17 protein-coding genes and 1 other RNA gene are annotated in these 16,307 nt (G+C 65.5%); 4 read left to right on the top strand and 14 right to left on the bottom strand.

The annotated features are described in order from the left end of the window. Nucleotides 1-34 precede the first annotated feature (34 nt). The 8 genes from mraY to rsmI form a co-directional block, all read right to left on the bottom strand. Nucleotides 35-1,117 (bottom strand): phospho-N-acetylmuramoyl-pentapeptide-transferase, encoded by a 1,083-nt coding sequence (gene mraY / locus DFO68_RS04735; RefSeq protein WP_133482534.1) that lies wholly within the window; start codon nt 1,115-1,117, stop codon nt 35-37. A 9-nt stretch (nt 1,118-1,126) separates the two neighbouring features. Then, a complete protein-coding gene (locus tag DFO68_RS04730) occupies nt 1,127-2,494 on the bottom strand; it encodes a UDP-N-acetylmuramoyl-tripeptide--D-alanyl-D-alanine ligase (protein ID WP_133482533.1) in 1,368 nt (455 codons plus the stop codon). Beyond that, on the bottom strand, nt 2,491-4,014 hold the full coding sequence (locus tag DFO68_RS04725) for a UDP-N-acetylmuramoyl-L-alanyl-D-glutamate--2,6-diaminopimelate ligase (RefSeq protein ID WP_133482532.1): 1,524 nt from the start codon (nt 4,012-4,014) through the stop codon (nt 2,491-2,493). Before DFO68_RS04725 ends, DFO68_RS04730 begins: the two co-directional genes overlap by 4 nt. A 25-nt stretch (nt 4,015-4,039) precedes the next feature. After that, on the bottom strand, nt 4,040-5,755 hold the full coding sequence (locus tag DFO68_RS04720; protein ID WP_133482531.1) for a peptidoglycan D,D-transpeptidase FtsI family protein: 1,716 nt from the start codon (nt 5,753-5,755) through the stop codon (nt 4,040-4,042). Further along, complete coding sequence (ftsL, locus tag DFO68_RS04715) at nt 5,752-6,078, bottom strand: cell division protein FtsL (protein ID WP_133482530.1); 327 nt, start codon at nt 6,076-6,078, stop codon at nt 5,752-5,754. The genes DFO68_RS04720 and ftsL overlap by 4 nt, the downstream gene beginning before the upstream one ends. Before the next feature lie 8 nt (nt 6,079-6,086). Continuing rightward, nucleotides 6,087-7,043 (bottom strand): 16S rRNA (cytosine(1402)-N(4))-methyltransferase RsmH, encoded by a 957-nt coding sequence (gene rsmH, locus DFO68_RS04710; protein ID WP_133482529.1) that lies wholly within the window; start codon nt 7,041-7,043, stop codon nt 6,087-6,089. Nucleotides 7,044-7,096: 53 nt separating this feature from the next. Then, nucleotides 7,097-7,461, bottom strand: an RNA gene (gene rnpB, locus DFO68_RS04705) — RNase P RNA component class A. Nucleotides 7,462-7,493: 32 nt separating this feature from the next. Then, complete coding sequence (rsmI, locus tag DFO68_RS04700; protein ID WP_133482528.1) at nt 7,494-8,351, bottom strand: 16S rRNA (cytidine(1402)-2'-O)-methyltransferase; 858 nt, start codon at nt 8,349-8,351, stop codon at nt 7,494-7,496. 45 nt (nt 8,352-8,396) lie between these two features. On the opposite strand from rsmI, the gene DFO68_RS04695 reads away from it, so the two are divergent. The 4 genes from DFO68_RS04695 to DFO68_RS04680 are packed head-to-tail and all read left to right on the top strand — an operon-like array spanning nt 8,397 to nt 11,708. Further along, nucleotides 8,397-10,139, top strand: coding sequence for a penicillin-binding protein activator (locus DFO68_RS04695; protein ID WP_133482527.1), 1,743 nt, complete (start codon nt 8,397-8,399; stop codon nt 10,137-10,139). Continuing rightward, on the top strand, nt 10,123-10,491 hold the full coding sequence (locus tag DFO68_RS04690) for a YraN family protein (RefSeq protein WP_133482526.1): 369 nt from the start codon (nt 10,123-10,125) through the stop codon (nt 10,489-10,491). Before DFO68_RS04695 ends, DFO68_RS04690 begins: the two co-directional genes overlap by 17 nt. 39 nt (nt 10,492-10,530) lie before the next feature. Beyond that, nucleotides 10,531-11,124 carry a phosphoheptose isomerase gene (locus tag DFO68_RS04685; RefSeq protein ID WP_133482525.1) on the top strand — a complete coding sequence of 198 codons (594 nt, stop codon included), beginning with the start codon at nt 10,531-10,533 and terminating at the stop codon, nt 11,122-11,124. A gap of 5 nt (nt 11,125-11,129) precedes the next feature. Next, entirely contained in the window at nt 11,130-11,708 is a 579-nt protein-coding gene (locus DFO68_RS04680) for a BON domain-containing protein (protein ID WP_133482636.1), read from the top strand. Between the two features lie 66 nt (nt 11,709-11,774). Here the strand turns inward: DFO68_RS04680 and DFO68_RS04675 are convergent, their stop codons facing one another. From DFO68_RS04675 to rpsI, 6 genes are all read right to left on the bottom strand, one after another. Further along, nucleotides 11,775-12,242, bottom strand: coding sequence for a ClpXP protease specificity-enhancing factor (locus DFO68_RS04675; protein WP_133482524.1), 468 nt, complete (start codon nt 12,240-12,242; stop codon nt 11,775-11,777). A gap of 52 nt (nt 12,243-12,294) precedes the next feature. Next, a complete protein-coding gene (gene sspA, locus DFO68_RS04670; protein WP_133482523.1) occupies nt 12,295-12,921 on the bottom strand; it encodes a stringent starvation protein SspA in 627 nt (208 codons plus the stop codon). Between the two features lie 148 nt (nt 12,922-13,069). Then, nucleotides 13,070-13,837 carry a cytochrome c1 gene (locus tag DFO68_RS04665; RefSeq protein ID WP_133482522.1) on the bottom strand — a complete coding sequence of 256 codons (768 nt, stop codon included), beginning with the start codon at nt 13,835-13,837 and terminating at the stop codon, nt 13,070-13,072. After that, the gene (locus DFO68_RS04660) at nt 13,837-15,096 is read right to left on the bottom strand and encodes a cytochrome b (RefSeq protein WP_133482521.1); all 1,260 of its coding nucleotides are present in this window, start codon (nt 15,094-15,096) and stop codon (nt 13,837-13,839) included. The genes DFO68_RS04665 and DFO68_RS04660 overlap by 1 nt, the downstream gene beginning before the upstream one ends. Then, nucleotides 15,096-15,695 carry a ubiquinol-cytochrome c reductase iron-sulfur subunit gene (petA, locus tag DFO68_RS04655; protein WP_133482520.1) on the bottom strand — a complete coding sequence of 200 codons (600 nt, stop codon included), beginning with the start codon at nt 15,693-15,695 and terminating at the stop codon, nt 15,096-15,098. The genes DFO68_RS04660 and petA overlap by 1 nt, the downstream gene beginning before the upstream one ends. 220 nt (nt 15,696-15,915) lie before the next feature. Continuing rightward, complete coding sequence (gene rpsI, locus DFO68_RS04650; protein ID WP_133482519.1) at nt 15,916-16,305, bottom strand: 30S ribosomal protein S9; 390 nt, start codon at nt 16,303-16,305, stop codon at nt 15,916-15,918. Between the last annotated feature and the right edge of the window lie 2 nt (nt 16,306-16,307).

The raw sequence follows: 16,307 nt of genomic DNA, 5'->3' as shown, positions 1-16,307 counted from the left end.
TTGCCCTTGCGGATGACGATTCGATCCCTGCTGATCAGCGAACTTTGAGGGTGGCCAGGCCAACCAGCACCAGCACCACGGTGATGATCCAGAAGCGCACGATGACCCGCGGCTCCGGCCAACCCTTGAGCTCGTAGTGGTGGTGCAACGGCGCCATGCGGAAGATGCGCCGCCCGGTGAGCTTGTAGGAGCCCACCTGCAGGATCACCGAGACGGTCTCCATGACGAAGATGCCGCCCATGATGAACAACACGATCTCCTGGCGCACGATCACCGCCACCACGCCAAGAGCGGCCCCAAGTGCCAGGGCCCCGACGTCGCCCATGAATACCTGGGCCGGGTAGGTGTTGAACCACAGAAACCCCAGACCGGCGCCGGCAATGGTGGCACAGAACACGGCCAGCTCACCGGCGCCGGGAATGAAGGGGATCTGTAGGTAGTCGGCGAATACCGTATTGCCGGTGGCATAGGCGAATACCGCCAGGCCCATGGCCACCAGCACGGTGGGCATGATCGCCAGGCCATCGAGGCCGTCGGTGAGGTTGACCGCATTGGAGCTGCCGACGATTACCAGGTAGGTGAGTACCATGTAGAACACCCCCAGCGGCAGCACGAACTCCTTGAACAGCGGCACGATCAGGCTGGTCTCCACCGGCGAGGCGGCGGTGACGTAGAGCAGCACCGCCGCCGCCGCACCGATCAGCGACTGCCAAAAGTACTTCCAGCGCGCCGGCAGGCCGCGGGGATTTTTCTCTACCACCTTGCGGTAGTCGTCCACCCAGCCGATGGCGCCGAAACCCAGGGTCACCGCCAACACCAGCCACACGTAGTGGTTGGTCAGATCCCCCCACAGCAGGGTGCTCACGGCGATGGCCATCAGGATCATAGCGCCGCCCATGGTGGGGGTGCCGGCCTTGGAGAGATGCGACTGGGGGCCGTCGTCGCGCACCGCCTGGCCGATCTGGCGCTCCACCAGGCGACGGATCATCAGCGGCCCCAGCCACAGGCAGAGCACCAGGGCTGTCAGCGTCCCCAGGATCATGCGCAGGGTCAGGTAGTTGAAGACATTGAAGGCACTCTGGAATTGCGCTAGGAAGTCAGCCAGAAAAAGCAGCATGTATCGCGTTCACCTTGAGGCATCCGCACGCAGAGCGGCAACGACATCTTCCATGCCAGCACTGCGTGAGCCCTTGACCAGCACGCTGGCGCCAGGCGGTAGATGGTGGAGAATATGACGCATCAGCGCCTCTCGATCGTCGAAATGGACCCCGCCTTCGCCGAAGGCCTGGCTGGCCGGCCTGGCCGGCTCGCCAAGGGTACCCAGGAAATCGATGCCCCCTTCCCGCGCGTAGCGCCCGAGCTCGGCATGCAACGGGGCGGACTCGCCGCCCAGCTCTCCCATGGCACCCAGCAGGCACCAGTGCGGGCCGGGCAGCGTCACCAGGACATCGAGCGCCGCCTTCACCGCGCCGGGGTTGGCATTATAGGTATCGTCGAGCAGCCGAGCGCCGTTGAGGCCCGCCACCATGCTTAGCCGACCCGGCATCGGCACCACCGCGGCGAGCCCGGCCAGCACCTCCCGCTCACCCAGCCCCATAGCCAGGGCGGCCGCCGCGGCCGCCAGGGCATTGACCACGTTATGGCGCCCCATCAGGGCCAGCCGAACGCGGCCGATCTCGCGACCGTCGCGGACAAGCGTGAAAGCATAGCGCCCGAGGGCATCACAGGCCAGCGCCTCGCCGCGCAGGCGTGCCCGCGCCTCCAGGCCGAAGTCGAGCACCTCACGGGGCGCTGCCAGGCGCGCCCAGGTGGCGAAGAAGGCATCGTCGCGATTGAGCACCGCCACGCCGTCGGCCGGCAGGCCGGCCAGGATCTCCGCCTTGGCTTGGGCGATCCGGCCTATACCGCCGAACTCGCCCAGGTGCGCCCCGGTGACGTTGGTGATTACCGCCACCCGGGGCTCGGCCAAGGCGGTGGTCCAGGCGATCTCGCCGAGATGGTTGGCGCCCAGCTCCACCACCGCCTGGCGGTGCATGCTCTCCAGCGCCAGCAAGGTGAGGGGTGCGCCGATGTCGTTGTTCAGGTTGCCCTGGGTGGACAGCGTCGCCCCGCTCCGCTCGAGCAGGGTCGCCAGCATCTGCTTGACGGTGGTCTTGCCGCTGTTGCCGGTCACGGCGACCACCGGGCCGCCCCAGGCGCGCCGCCGGGCCCGCGCCAGCAGCCCCAGGGCCAGCCGGGTGTCGGCCACCACCAGCTGGGGCAGCGGGTCATCCACCGCATGCTCCACCAGCGCCGCCACTGCTCCGCCCTCGCGGGCCTGAGCGAGAAACCCATGGGCATCGAAGCGCTGCCCCTTGAGCGCCACGAATAGGCTCCCCGGGGTCAAGCGGCGGGTATCGGTGACGATCGCGCCAACCGGCAGGTCCTCGGGCGGTGCCGGGAGGCCCAGGGCCGCGGCGACCTCGGCCAGTGTGGTCAGCCCGACGCCGCTCATGGCGCGCCCTCCCCGGGGGCCCTGTGCGGGCTCCATCCGGCCAGCGCCCGCTCGGCCTCGGCGAGGTCCGAGAAAGGGTGGCGCACACCGGCCACTTCCTGGTAGTCCTCATGGCCCTTGCCGGCGATCAGCACCACGTCGTCGGGGCCGGCCTCGGCAAGCGCCCGGGCGATCGCCGCGCCCCGCCCGGCCAGCTCGAGGACCCCGTCGCGCTCGGGCGCTTCCAGGCCCGCGAGTATCTGGGCCCGGATCGCCGCCGGCTCCTCGCCGCGCGGGTTGTCGTCGGTGACCACCAGCCAGTCGGCCCGTCGGGCCGCGGCCGCAGCCATCAACGGGCGCTTGCCGGCGTCGCGGTCGCCACCGCAGCCGAACAGGCACCACAGCCGGCCGTCGCCTGGAAAGTGGGCGCGCAGCGCCGAGAGGGCACTGTCGAGGGCATCCGGGGTATGGGCATAGTCGATGACCACCGTGGGAGCACCCGGCCAGGTCAGGCGCTGCATGCGACCAGGCACCGGGGCGAGGTCGGCCGCCGCCGCAAACAGCGCCTCCAGGGGATGGCCCAGGCCGTGCAAGGTGGCGATGGCCAGCAGCACGTTATCCAGGTTGAAGCGTCCCATCACGCCGAGCTCAAGCACCCGCTCCCCCTCCGGCGTGGCGACGAGCGCCCGCTGCCCCTCGGCATGCGGCACCCAGTCGATGACGCGCAGGGTCACCGCCTCGTCCTCGCCGACGGCCAGGACACGCACGTGGCGATGCACGCCAGCAAGCATCAGGCGCGCCAACGGGTCGTTCCCGTTGACCACCGCGAGCTCGAGCTCATGGCGGCGGAACAGGCGCGCCTTGGCAGCGGCATAGGCCGCCATGCTGCCGTGGTAGTCCAGGTGGTCACGGCTGAGGTTGGTGAACACCGCCGCATGCACGCGACAGCCATCGAGACGCCCCTGCTCCAGGGCATGGGAGGAGACCTCCATGGCCACCCGCTGCACGCCGTCGCCCGCCAGTTCGCCCAGCGCGGCCTGAAGGGCCAGGGGCCCCGGCGTGGTCAGCCGGCCGGCCGCCAGGCGCCCCGGCCGGCCGTGCCCCAGGGTGCCGATCAGCCCGGCGTCCACCCCGAGGGCACTGCTCAGCTCGGCCAGGTAGTGGGTCACCGAACTCTTGCCGTTGGTACCAGTGACGCCGATCAGCACCAGGTCATGGGGCACGGCGAACAGCACCTGTCCCAGTTCGCCCTGGGCCTCGCGCAGGCCTGGCAACCACAGTACCCGGGGATCATCGGGCCCCGGTTTACCATCGCCATGGGCCAGCACCAGCGAGACCCCGGCCTCGAGGGCCGCCGGGATGAAGTCGCGGCCATCGGTCGTCACTCCCGGGACCGCCACGAAGATGTCGCCCTCGGTCACTCGGCGGCTATCGAGCACCAACCGAACGCTGGGCGGCAGGGTGAGCGCCCTCAGGGCATGGCGACAATCGGGCCATAGCCCGGCCAGGCCCGTCTCGAGTCGCTCGGCGGTCAGCTGCATCGCATTCTCTCCCCGGGGGTGGCATTCATGTGGCCGGCTCCCGGGCATCCGGCGGCACATCCAGCAGGCGCAGGGCATGGCCGGCGACCCGCGAGAAGACCGGTGCGGCCACCGCCCCGCCATAGTAGCTGTCGCCCCGTGGATGATCGATCATCACCACCGTGACGATCCGCGGGTCCGAGACGGGGGCGATACCCACAAACAGGCTGCGGTAGGCCTTCTGCTGGTAGCCCCCGGCATCGGTCTTGCGCACCGTGCCCGTCTTACCGGCGATCCGGTAGCCTGGTACCAGTGCCCGGCGAGCGCCGGTCCCCGGCGCCACTACCTGATCCATCATGCCTAAAATCCGTCGCGCCACGCCCGGGTCGATAACCGGCTCACCGGCCGGCACCTCGACGAGCTTAAGCAGCGAAGGCGGCAGACGCCGGCCCTCGTTGGCGATGGCCGTGTAGGCGCTGGCCAGCTGTAGCGCCGAGACCGAGAGGCCATAGCCGTAGGCGAGGGCCGCCCACTGGCTACTCGACCAGCGCACCGGGGCCGGGATACTGCCGGTCGCCTCGCCAGGGAAACCGGTCCCCGGGCTCTGCCCCAGGCCCAGGGCACGGTAGGTGGCCGGCACTACCGGGTCATCCAGACGCAGCGCCAGCTTGGACATGCCGATGTTCGAGGACTTCTCGAGAATACCGGCCAGGCTCAGCTTGCCGTAGTTGCCGATATCTTTGATGGTGAAGCGGTCGATGACCATCCAGCCTGGCGAGGTATCGACCACTGTGTCCAGCGGCACCTTGCCGCTCTCGATCATGGCGGCCATCGCCAGCGGCTTGATGACCGAACCCGGTTCGAAGGTGTCGACGATGGCCCGGTTGCGCAACCCCTGGGGGTCGAGACCGGCGCGATTGTTGGGGTTGTAGGAAGGCTGGTTGGCCATGGCCAGCACCTCGCCACTGCGGGCATCGAGCATCACCACGATGCCACCATCGGCGTCTTGCTCGGCTACTGCGGCCTTGAGCTCACGATAGGCCAGGTATTGCAGGCGCTGGTCCAGCGCCAGCGTGAGATCCCCGCCCGGCTGGGCTTCCTTGAGCAGCGCCAGGTCACGCACCAGGCGACCGCGGCGATCCTTGAGCACCCGGCGCTTGCCGGGCACGCCGGCAAGGTACGGCTGGTAGGCCAGCTCCAGGCCTTCCTGACCGATGTCGTCGATGTTGGTGACGCCCAGCAGCTGGGCGCTCACCTCGCCTGCCGGATAGTAGCGTTTGTACTCCTCGCGAGCGTGAACGCCGGGGATGTGCAGCTCCAGCACTCGCTGTGCCGCTTCCGGTGTCATGCGCCGCTTGAGGTACATAAACTCGTGCGTGGCGTAGCGTGCGATGCGCTCGTTGAGCGCATCGAGTGGCTGGTTCAGGCCCTTAGCCAGCATCAGGCGCTGGATGTCGTCGACCGGCAGGTCCTGGGGATTGGCCCACAGGGTGACTACCGGGGTAGAGATGGCCAACGGTTCGCCGTGGCGGTCGGTGATCATGCCACGATGGGCCGGGATGGTGTCGGTACGCAGGGTGCGGGCGTCGCCCTGTCCCTGCAGGAAGGGACGGTCGAAGACCTGTAGATTGACGATGCGGCCAGTCAGCAACGCAAGTCCCGCCAGCACCAGCAGCATCACCACCCGATAGCGCGCCTTGCCCATGGGCGGCATGGGCAAGGCGCGACGCGGCGTCACACCGCTGCGACTGTCATTACTCATGGACGGATGACCTCAACCTCATCGATCGCGGGCAGGCGCATCTCCAGCCGCTCCTGGGCCAGCCGCTCGATACGCGCCGGCGAGGACCAGGCGCTCTCCTCGAGTAGCAGCTGACCCCACTCGGTCTGCAGCTGCTGCTGCTCGCGCTCGAGCTGCTGGAGGTGGGCGTACTGGAGACGCGTCAGATGGCTGGTAGTGATCACCGCCAGGGCCGTGCCCAAGCAGGCCGCCAGCAGCAGGGCGACGAGCAGCAGCCGCGGCGAAACGCTCACGCGAAGAGGCCAGCCGAAGGAGGAGCTCGCCGTGGATGGTGCCTGTGCCATGAGCGTCCTCAGTATTGCTTGCGGGCCATACGCATCACCGCACTGCGCGCGCGAGGGTTCTCCTGAATCTCCTCGGCGGAAGGGCGACGCGCCTTGCCCAGCGACGCCAGGCGGCGTTTCAGCTGGTCGTCGCGGATTGGCATGCCGCGCGGCAGGTCGGTGTCGCCGCGCACGTGGTCGCGAATGAAGCGCTTGACCCGACGGTCCTCCAGCGAATGGAAGCTGATCACCACCAGATGCCCCCCTGGGGCGAGGGCCTCCAGCGCCGCCTCCAGGGCGGCATCGAGTTGTTGCAGTTCGCCGTTGACCTGGATGCGCAGGGCCTGGAAGACGCGGGTCGCCGGGTGCTTGCCCTTCTCCCAGGCGGGATGGGCGGCCTTGACCACCTCGGCGAGGTCCGCGGTCCGCGCGAAGGGCCGCTCGGGGCGTCGCGCCACGATGGCACGTGCCAGGCGCCTGGCGAAGCGCTCCTCGCCGTAGGCCTTGAAAACCGCGGCGAGCTCACCTTCGTTTGCCCTAGCAAGAAAGTCGGCGGCACTCTCGCCGCGGGTGGGGTCCATGCGCATGTCCAGGGGGCCATCACGCAGGAAGCTGAACCCTCGCTGGGGATCGTCGAGCTGGGGCGACGAGACCCCCACATCGAGCAGCACGCCAGCCAACCGGCCATACAGGCCATGGCGGTCGACGATCTCGCCAAGATTGGCGAACTCACCCTGCTCGATGAAAAAGCGCGGATCGTCGATGGCGGCAGCCTCGGCGACGGCCTGGGGGTCGCGGTCGATGGCCAGCAGGCGCCCTTGCGAGGTCAGTCGCGCGAGGATCGCACGCGAATGGCCGCCGCGGCCGAAGGTGCCATCTAGGTAGGCGCCTTGGGGATCGTGGACCAGTCCCTCCACCGCACCATCGAGCAGCACGCTGGCATGGCGAAAGCCGCGGGCGGGCTGTTCAGGGGCGAATGTCGGCATGGGGCTCTCGTTTGAGGGGCGAAGGGCCGTGCGCAACGGCGGTGTGCAAAAGAAGGGGGAGTCAGCCGATAAGCCGGGTTCTGTCATGGACAGTCATTCCTCTAGGGGCCCTGTCACCAGGACCCTCAAGCAACCTACCCGAACCCGACGCGGGCCACGTCATGGGGTTCCTATTTGGTCTTGCTCCGAGTGGGGTTTACCGTGCCACGCTCTGTTGCCAGGCGCGCGGTGCGCTCTTACCGCACCCTTTCACCCTTGCCGGCCTCCCGCAGGAGACGTAGGCGGTCTGCTCTCTGCTGCACTTTCCGTCGGCTCGCGCCGCCCAGGCATTACCTGGCACTCTGCCCTGTGGAGCCCGGACTTTCCTCCCCCGCTGCGGCCCGAAGGCCAGAGCGGCGGCGACTGTCTGGCCAACTCCCGCGGCAAGCATACCAGCGCCCTTCCTCTGCCTCAATGTCCGTCCTTAAGCGCCTGGAGCCGGCCATACCAGACCTTCTTGGCACCGCCCAGTACCCGCGCCGCCACGGCCGCCGCCTGCTTGACGCCGACGCCCTCAGCCAGCAGCGCGACCAGCAGCGCCTCGCCCTCCACCACGCCGGCTTCGTCCTCCTGGCGCGGCGACGCGCCGGCCACCATCACCACGAACTCGCCACGCGCCTGATCCGGGTCGGCGTCCATGCGCTCAAGCAGCTCGGCGGCACAGCCGTCCAGGAAGGTCTCGAAGGTCTTGGTCAGCTCACGGGCCAGCACCACCCGGCGCGCGCCGAGGGTGGTGGCCAGATCCACCAGGGTGTCGCGGATGCGGTGCGGCGACTCGTAGAACACCAGGGTCTCCTCGCGGGATGCTAGCCTCTCCAGCCGCCCCTGCCGGGCGCCACCCTTCGCCGGCAGGAAGCCCTGAAAGAGGAAGCGGTCAGTAGGCAGCCCCGCCGCCGAGAGAGCCGCCACCAGCGCACAGGCCCCCGGAACCGGCACGATACGACGACCACGGGCACGCAGCTCGCGCACCAGCACGAAGCCGGGATCGCTGATCAGTGGCGTGCCAGCGTCACTAATCAGGGCAACGTCCTCCCCGGCGACCAGGCGAGCGTCCAGGGACTCGACCCGCGCAGCCTCGTTGTGCTCATGCAGCGAGAGCATCGGCCGCGCCAGGCCCAGGTGGCGCAGCAGGCGGCCACTGTGGCGGGTATCCTCGGCGGCGATCACGGCCACCTCTCCCAGCACCCGGGCGGCGCGAGGACTCAGGTCGTCCAGATTCCCAATGGGTGTAGCGACCACGTACAATGAACCGGTAGGGGTATCGGACATCTCGGCTCCCTGGGATGCTCACGGACACGGGGCAAGGAAGGATTCATGAAGATCTCGTTACGCGGCCCGCTGGCCGCTGCACTTACCGCGCTGCTGCTCGCGGGCTGCAGCATCCAGCCGGGTATCATCGAGCGACAGGCCGACGACGACCCGCAGCGCCTGCTGCAGCAAGCCGAGCAGCAGGCGCCCGGCCAGGCCGCGCTGTCGCGCCTGGAGGCGGCCGATATCCTAGCACGCCAGGGAAGCCGCACCCAGGCACTGGAGATCGCCAAGGCGATTAACGACAGCCGGCTGGAGCGCCAGGCACGGACGCGCTGGGCCTTGCTGCTCTCTGAACTGGGTGAGGCCCAGGGAGATCCCTGGGCGGTGATCCAGGCCGGACAGCTGCTTGACGAGATCGAACTGTCTCGTGAGGCCTCCTTGACCCTGCGCCAGCGGTTGGGCATGGCCCTTGCCGCGGTCGACGAGCCACGTGCCGCGGCCCGGGCGCTGATCCGGGTTCAGGCCGAGACTGATCGCGAGGATCTCAACGACACCATCTGGGACCAGCTCTCGCGACTGGATGGTGGCTCGCTGGAGAGCCTGCGCGAGGAAGGCGGCGAGCTGACCCGGGGATGGGTTGGCCTGGCCGAGCTGGTTCGCTCCAGCGGCGGCGACATTTCGCGGCTCTTCGCGCGACTGGATGAATGGCGCGAGCGCTATCCTGATCATCCTGCAGCGCGGCGTCTGCCCAGCGAGATCGCGGCCCTGGGGGAGCTGCGCGGCCAAGAAGTTACCCATATCGCGGTCTTGCTTCCCGAGTCCGGGCCCCTCGCCGGCATCGCCGGGGCGATCCGCGAGGGGATCGTCACCCAGCATCTGGGTGACGATGGCACCCGCCTGACCTTCTTCGACACCAGCCAGGGCGATCTTCAGGCCCTCTATCAAGCGGCGGCGCAGCGAGGTGCCCAGGTGGTGATCGGCCCGCTGAACAAGGATGCCGTCAGCCGCCTCGAGCAGCGCGAACAGGTTCCCCTGCCGACCCTGGCGCTCAACTACGGACGCGGGGAGCACAATCGCGCCAAAGGGCTTATCCAATACGGCCTATCGGCCGAAGACGAGGCCCACCAGGCCGCCCGTCGCGCCTGGATCGATGGCCACCGCCTGGCCTCGCTGCTGGTGCCGGATAACGACTGGGGTCGCCGCGTCGGCGAGGCCTTCTGGAGCACTTGGCGCGAACTTGGCGGAGAGATTGCCAATGCCGTTCGCTACAACCCCGATACCCCGGCCACCGAGAGTGCTCGCCGCGCCGTGACCAACCCTCAGCCGGATATGCTGTTCCTGCTGGCCCTGCCGGAGTATGCCCGCCAAGTACCGCCGACCCTAGATTACTACGGCAGCGGGAAGTTGCCGATCTATGCCACCTCGCATCTCTTCGAGGGCCGTCCCCAGCCCCGACTGGATCATGACCTGAACGACGTTATGTTCCCCGATATTCCCTGGCAGATTCCCGACGCCGCCGTCGGCGGGGTCGAGGCCCTGCCGTTCCTCGACAGCTATCGCCGGCTGCGCGAGGAGTCCGACCCCGCCATGTTCCGGCTGATGGCCATGGGCGTGGATGCTTATGAGCTGGCCACTCGCCTGCCCCAACTGCAGGCCATCGGTGGCATCGAACTGCTCGGCGCCACCGGAACCCTGAGTGTCGGCGACGATGGCCGGATCCAACGCCGTCTGCCTTGGGCGCGTTTCGTCGACGGCATTCCCCAACCCGTGCTGACCGGCGTGTTTGACGATGACCGGGCCCCGTGACGCTCGCGCGCGCGGCAGCGCCATCGAACAACTCGCGGCACGCTGGTTAATGGCGCGCGGGCTCTCCCTGGAAGCAAGCAACCAGCATGCCAAGGGTGGCGAGATCGACCTGGTGATGCGTGATGGTAGCGTTCTGGTGTTCGTCGAGGTCCGCCACCGTGCCGACCCGCGCCATGGACACCCGCTGGAGACGGTAACAGCGACCAAGCAACGCCGCCTGATCCGAGCGGCGCGTTTTTATCTCCAGCACAACCGGCTATCATGTCCCTGCCGTTTCGACGTACTGGCCGTGACCGGCACGCCGCCAGACCTCGAGATGACCTGGGTGGCGAATGCCTTCGAAGCGTACTAAGCGGTCAAGCCCTTCAGCGTAAAGGACCAGGAACCCCGCATGGATTTCCAGCAGCGCATTCTCGGCCACTTCAATGCGAGCATCGACACCAAGACCTATGCCAGCGAGGTGCTGCCTCCGTTCATCGAAGTGGCTAGCCAGATGATGGTTCAGTGCCTGGTCAACGAGGGCAAGATACTGGCCTGCGGCAATGGCGGCAGCGCCGGCGATAGCCAGCATTTTTCCTCGGAGTTGCTCAACCGCTTCGAGCGAGAGCGCCCCAGCCTGCCGGCCCTGGCCCTGAGCACCGATACTTCGACGCTGACCTCGATCGCCAACGATTACAGTTACAACGAAGTCTTTTCCAAGCAGGTCCGCGCGCTGGGTCAGCCCGGCGACATCCTGCTGGCGATCTCCACCAGCGGTAATTCCGCCAATGTCATTCAGGCCATCCAGGCCGCCCACGACCGTGACATGGCGGTGGTCGCACTCACCGGGCGAGATGGCGGCGACATGGCTTCCTTGCTGGGCCAGGACGACTGTGAGATCCGCGTGCCGGCGACCTCGACGGCACGCATCCAGGAAGTCCACCTGCTGGCGATCCACTGCCTATGCGACCTGATCGACGAACAACTCTTCGGGACAAGCGAGTGACCCCCATGACCGGCAAGACCCTGCTCTCTTCTCTACTGCTCAGCCTCGGCCTGATCCTCGCCGGCTGTACGACCGTGACCGCTGTCACCAATTCTGGCACCATCGATGAGGACTATGGTGAGCGTACCTTCGGCACCCAGATCGAGGACGAGGGCATCGAAACCAAGATCAGCCACAACCTCGGGCGCACCGATGCCCGACTGGGCGACGCGCGGATCAACGTCGACAGTTTCAACGGCGTGGTTCTGCTTACCGGTCAGGTGCCCAGCGAGGAACTCAAGGAGAAGGCAACGCAGGTGGCCAGTAAGGTGCGCAATGTTCGCGAGGTACATAACGAGCTCGCCATCGCCGCCAATCTGCCGGCCAGCCAGCGCCTGGCTGATACCTGGCTGAGCACCCGAATCCGTACCAGCCTGGCGGCCAACCAGGAGATCGACTCGGGGCGCATCCGGGTCATCGTCGAGAACAACAGCGTCTACCTGATGGGTATCGTCACTCGCGACGAGGCACAGCGCATCGTCCAGGCCGTCTCCGCGATTGGCGGCATGCAGCGTATCGTCAAGGTCTTCGACTACCTGGATTGAAAGCCGATCCTGCATAACGCCAGACGGCAGGCCATGGGGCCTGCCGTCTGGAATGTCATCTCTGGATCACTTGATGACGCGAAGCGAGGGACGCCCCTTTCGCGGTGGTGACTCGTCATCCTGCCCCTCATGCGGCGAAGCGTCATCGCCACGCTCCACCTCATCGCTACTCTCCACTTCATTGAGCTGTGGCGCCTCATCTTCGGCGGCCTCAGAGGGGATCACCGGCTCGTGTCCGAACACCATACCCACACCGTTTTCCCGGGCATAGATCGCGATCATCGCCTCGCTGGGTACCATCACTTGCATGGGACGGCCACCGAATCGCGCCGAAAAGCTCACTGCCGCGTTCTCCATGGCGAAGTCACGCACGGCGGTCGGTGACAGGTTCAACACGATCTGCCCGTTCTGCACAAACTGGCGAGGCACCTCGACACCCTTCTGCTCGGCATCGACGACGATGTAAGGGGTAAGGTCATTGTCCAGCAGCCACTGGTATAGGGCCCTGGCAATATAGGGACGGCTCGATTGCATCGCTCGTCCTCCTGGGTTGAAGGCCCCGAAGCTCACTGGGGCGAAAAAAGGTTCAGGGGCGCATCTCGCGCTCACTTTCGCTGAGAGAGGCCTTGAAGCCGTCGCGGTCGAACAGGCGCTCCAGGTACCCCATCAAGGGCTTGACCTGTTTTTCGGGCAGCTCAATACCCAGCACAGGCAGGCGCCAGAGAATCGGTGCCAGGCAGCAGTCCACCAGGGTGAACTCCTCGCTCATGAAGTAGGGCATGTCCTCGAAGATCGGCGAGATACCCACCAGACTCTCGCGCAACTCCTTGCGGGCCTTCTCGGCATCCTTCTTCGCCCCACCCTGGATCTGCTCGACCAGCGGGCACCATTCGCGCTCGATGCGATGCATCCACAAGCGGCTCTTGGCCCGCGCCACGGGATAGACGGGCAACAACGGCGGATGCGGGAAGCGCTCGTCCAGATACTCCATCATCACCTTGGACTCGTAGAGCACTAGGTCACGATCGAGCAGGGTAGGCACGCTATTGTAAGGATTGAGATCGGCGAGTTCCTCGGGGTGCTGCTCGTCGCTCACTTCGACGATATCCACGGCCACGCCTTTCTCGGCAAGGACGATTCGCACACGGTGACTGTAATGGTCATCTCCTCCAGAGTAGAAGATCATCGACGACCGCTTGGTCACTACACCCATGTAACAATCCTCGCATCAGTTCGTGCCAATATGATAACACGGCCGACCCGCCGTGAGGGACATCGTGCGACCCACTATAGGATTGTGACCACGGGGGCGCATGATCGTAGACCATGCACCCCCGTAGTAGAGCTCTACCGCTAATGGATTAATGCACGTCGCGCCAGTACTCGCGCTTGAGCAGGTAGGAGATAACCCCGAAGATGAAGATGAAGATCAGCACCTTAGGCCCCAGCGACTGCGCTTGCAACTTGGAGGGCTCACCCACGTAGGCGAGGAAGTTGGTGATGTCGTAGACCGCCTCCTCGAACTCCGCCGGCTCCATCTCGCCGGGCTTAGTAACCTGCAGCGTTTCGCATGACTGGTACTTGCCACTCAATGGATCGAGCTCGGCGCCCTTGATCGGCTTGTCGGTGGCGGCGCAGACCATCTCCTGCACCCCCTGCAATGGCTCCAGCACATTGGGCATGGCCACCAGCGGGAAGACCTTGTTGTTGACGCCAGTGGGACGTGTCGGATCCTTGTAGAAACTCTGCAGGTACGTATAGATCCAGTCGGTACCGCGCAGGCGCGACTCGAGAGTCAGGTCGGGGGGCGGAGCACCGAACCAATTTTTGGCATCGCCGTTATTCATAGCGATATGCATCTGGTCGTTGAAGGCCAGGTCAGAGGAGAAGATCAGGTTCTTCTCGACGAGCTCCCGGGGAATGTTCAGATCCTCGGCGGCGCGCGCGAAGCGCTGATACGCCAGCGAATGGCAGCCCATGCAATAGTTGACGAACAGCTTCATGCCGTTCTGCAAGGAGGGCTTGTCCTCGAGATCCGGGGTCATCTCTTCAAGATGCACGCCACCCTGGGCAGCGAACCCGACCATCGGCACCAGCGCAAGGAGCAGTGCGAACAGTTGCTTTTTCATTAGCCAGTCACCCTTTCCGGAACGGGTTTGGTCTTCTCCAGCCGAGTATAGAACGGCATCAGCAGGAAGAAGGCGAAGTAGATGACGGTAAACAGCTGGGACAGCTGAGTTCGCCCCTCGGTGACCGGCAGCACCCCGAGCACGCCCAGCGCCACAAAGCTGAGCGCGAACAACCCTAGCATGACCTTGGACATCCAACCCTTGTAGCGCATGGAGCGCACCGGACTGCGATCGAGCCATGGCAGCACGAAGAGCACCGCGATGGCCGCACCCATGCAGATCACGCCGAGGAACTTGGCATCGAGGCCAAACAGCGAGAAGGTGATGGCGCGCAGGATCGCGTAGAAGGGCGTGAAATACCAAACCGGAGCGATGTGAATGGGTGTCGTCAACGGATCAGCCGGCTTGAAGTTGGGCTGCTCGAGAAAATACCCCCCGCCTTCCGGGAAATAGAAGATCACCACACAGAAGACGAACAGGAATACCGCCACGCCGACCAGGTCCTTGACCGTGTAGTACGGGTGGAAGGGGATGCCATCCAGCGGCTTGCCGGTCTCGTCCTTCTTCTTCTTGATGTCGATGCCGTCGGGATTGTTGGAGCCCACCTCGTGCAGGGCGATGATATGCAGCACCACCAGTGCCAGAATCACGATCGGCAATGCCACCACGTGCAACGCGAAGAAGCGGTTGAGCGTGATACCCGAAATCAGGAAATCGCCACGGATCCACTGGGTTAGGTCGGGCCCGATCACCGGAATCGCCGAAAACAGCGAGATGATGACCTGGGCGCCCCAGTAGGACATCTGCCCCCAGGGCAGTAGGTAGCCCATAAAGGCCTCGGCCATCAGCGCCAGGTAGATGGCCATGCCGAAGATCCATACTAGCTCGCGAGGGGCCTTGTAGGAGCCGTAGAGCAGGCCGCGGAACATGTGAAGGTAGACCACAGCAAAGAACGCCGAAGCACCGGTGGAGTGCATGTAGCGGAGTAGCCAGCCGTACTCCACGTCGCGCATGATGTACTCGACCGAAGCGAAGGCGCCCTCCGCAGTAGGCGTGTAGCTCATGGTCAGCCAGACACCGGTGAGTATCTGGTTAACCAGTACCAACAATGCCAACGAACCGAAGAAGTACCAGAAGTTGAAGTTCTTCGGCGCATAGTACTTGGCCATGTGGTCCTGCCACATCTGGGTGGCCGGGAAGCGGTCGTCGATCCAGCGCATCAGTCCGCGATCCGCCTTGACCTTGTTCGGGTTAGCCATCAGGCAGTCTCCTCATCTTCGCCGACAGTGATCAGCACGTCGCTATCGAGGCGGTAAGGCGGCACCTGGAGGTTCAGCGGCGCCGGCACATTGCGAAACACCCGCCCAGCTAGGTCGAAACGCGAGCCGTGGCAGGGACAGAAGAAGCCACCCGGCCAGTTGTCTACACCAACCCCTTCGGCATCCGGCTCGGGCTTGAACAGCGGCGAGCAGCCCAGATGGGTGCAGATGCCGACGATCACACCGATTTCCGGCTTGATGGAGCGCAGCAGACCATCCGCATAAGGCGGCTGCTGTGGCTGCTGGGAATTCGGGTCGGCCAAGCGTTCGGGGGCGATGGACTTGGTCCGCTCGATCATCTCCTGAGAGCGATAGAGAATCCACACCGGCTTGCCACGCCATTCGACGGTCATCCGCTGGCCGGGTTCAAGCTTCGACACGTCGGCCTGGACGGGAGCACCCGCCGCTCTTGCCCTAGCACTCGGCTGCCAGGAAGCCACAAAGGGGACCGCAACCCCGACGACACCTACCGCACCCACGACGGTAGTAGCACCTACGAGGAAACGGCGCCGACCCTTGTTTACGCCGTTATCTGCCATTTTTTGGTTTCTCCCATCAGCTTACCCGTTGTTCCATCACGGGCAGTGAATTCCCCGCGACCACGGATACCAAATGTAGTGTATGGTAAAAAATCGTCTCGCGCGGCACAAGGAAAGGTTCCCTGAGCAGCGTGGAAACCTGATGACAAATTCCTGATGCAGAACAAAAAACGCCCAGGTCACTGGGCCTGGGCGTTTTTGTCCGACAATTCGCGAAGTATCAGCGCTTGGAGAACTGCGGGCGACGACGCGCCTTGCGCAGGCCAACCTTCTTGCGCTCGACCTGGCGGGCATCGCGGGTGACATAGCCCGCTTCGCGCAGCTGGCCGCGGAAGTCCTCATTGTAATCCATCAGGGCACGGGTGATACCGTGACGGATGGCGCCAGCCTGGGCGCTGCCCCCGCCTCCTTTAACGGTCACGTAAACATCGAACTGACCCATGGTGTTGGTCAACTCGAGTGGTTGGCGAACCACCATGCGACCGGTGACGCGACCGAAGTACTGGTCCAGCTCACGGCTGTTGACGGTGATCCTGCCGGTGCCCGGCTTCATGAAAACGCGCGCGGTCGAGGTCTTGCGGCGCCCGGTCCCGTAATACTGCTGTGTCATGG

Origin of the sequence: Halomonas ventosae (assembly GCF_004361885.1) — a bacterium.
In the GTDB taxonomy this organism is placed as follows: domain Bacteria; phylum Pseudomonadota; class Gammaproteobacteria; order Pseudomonadales; family Halomonadaceae; genus Halomonas; species Halomonas ventosae_C.
This window is presented reverse-complemented; position numbering and strand designations above follow the sequence as displayed.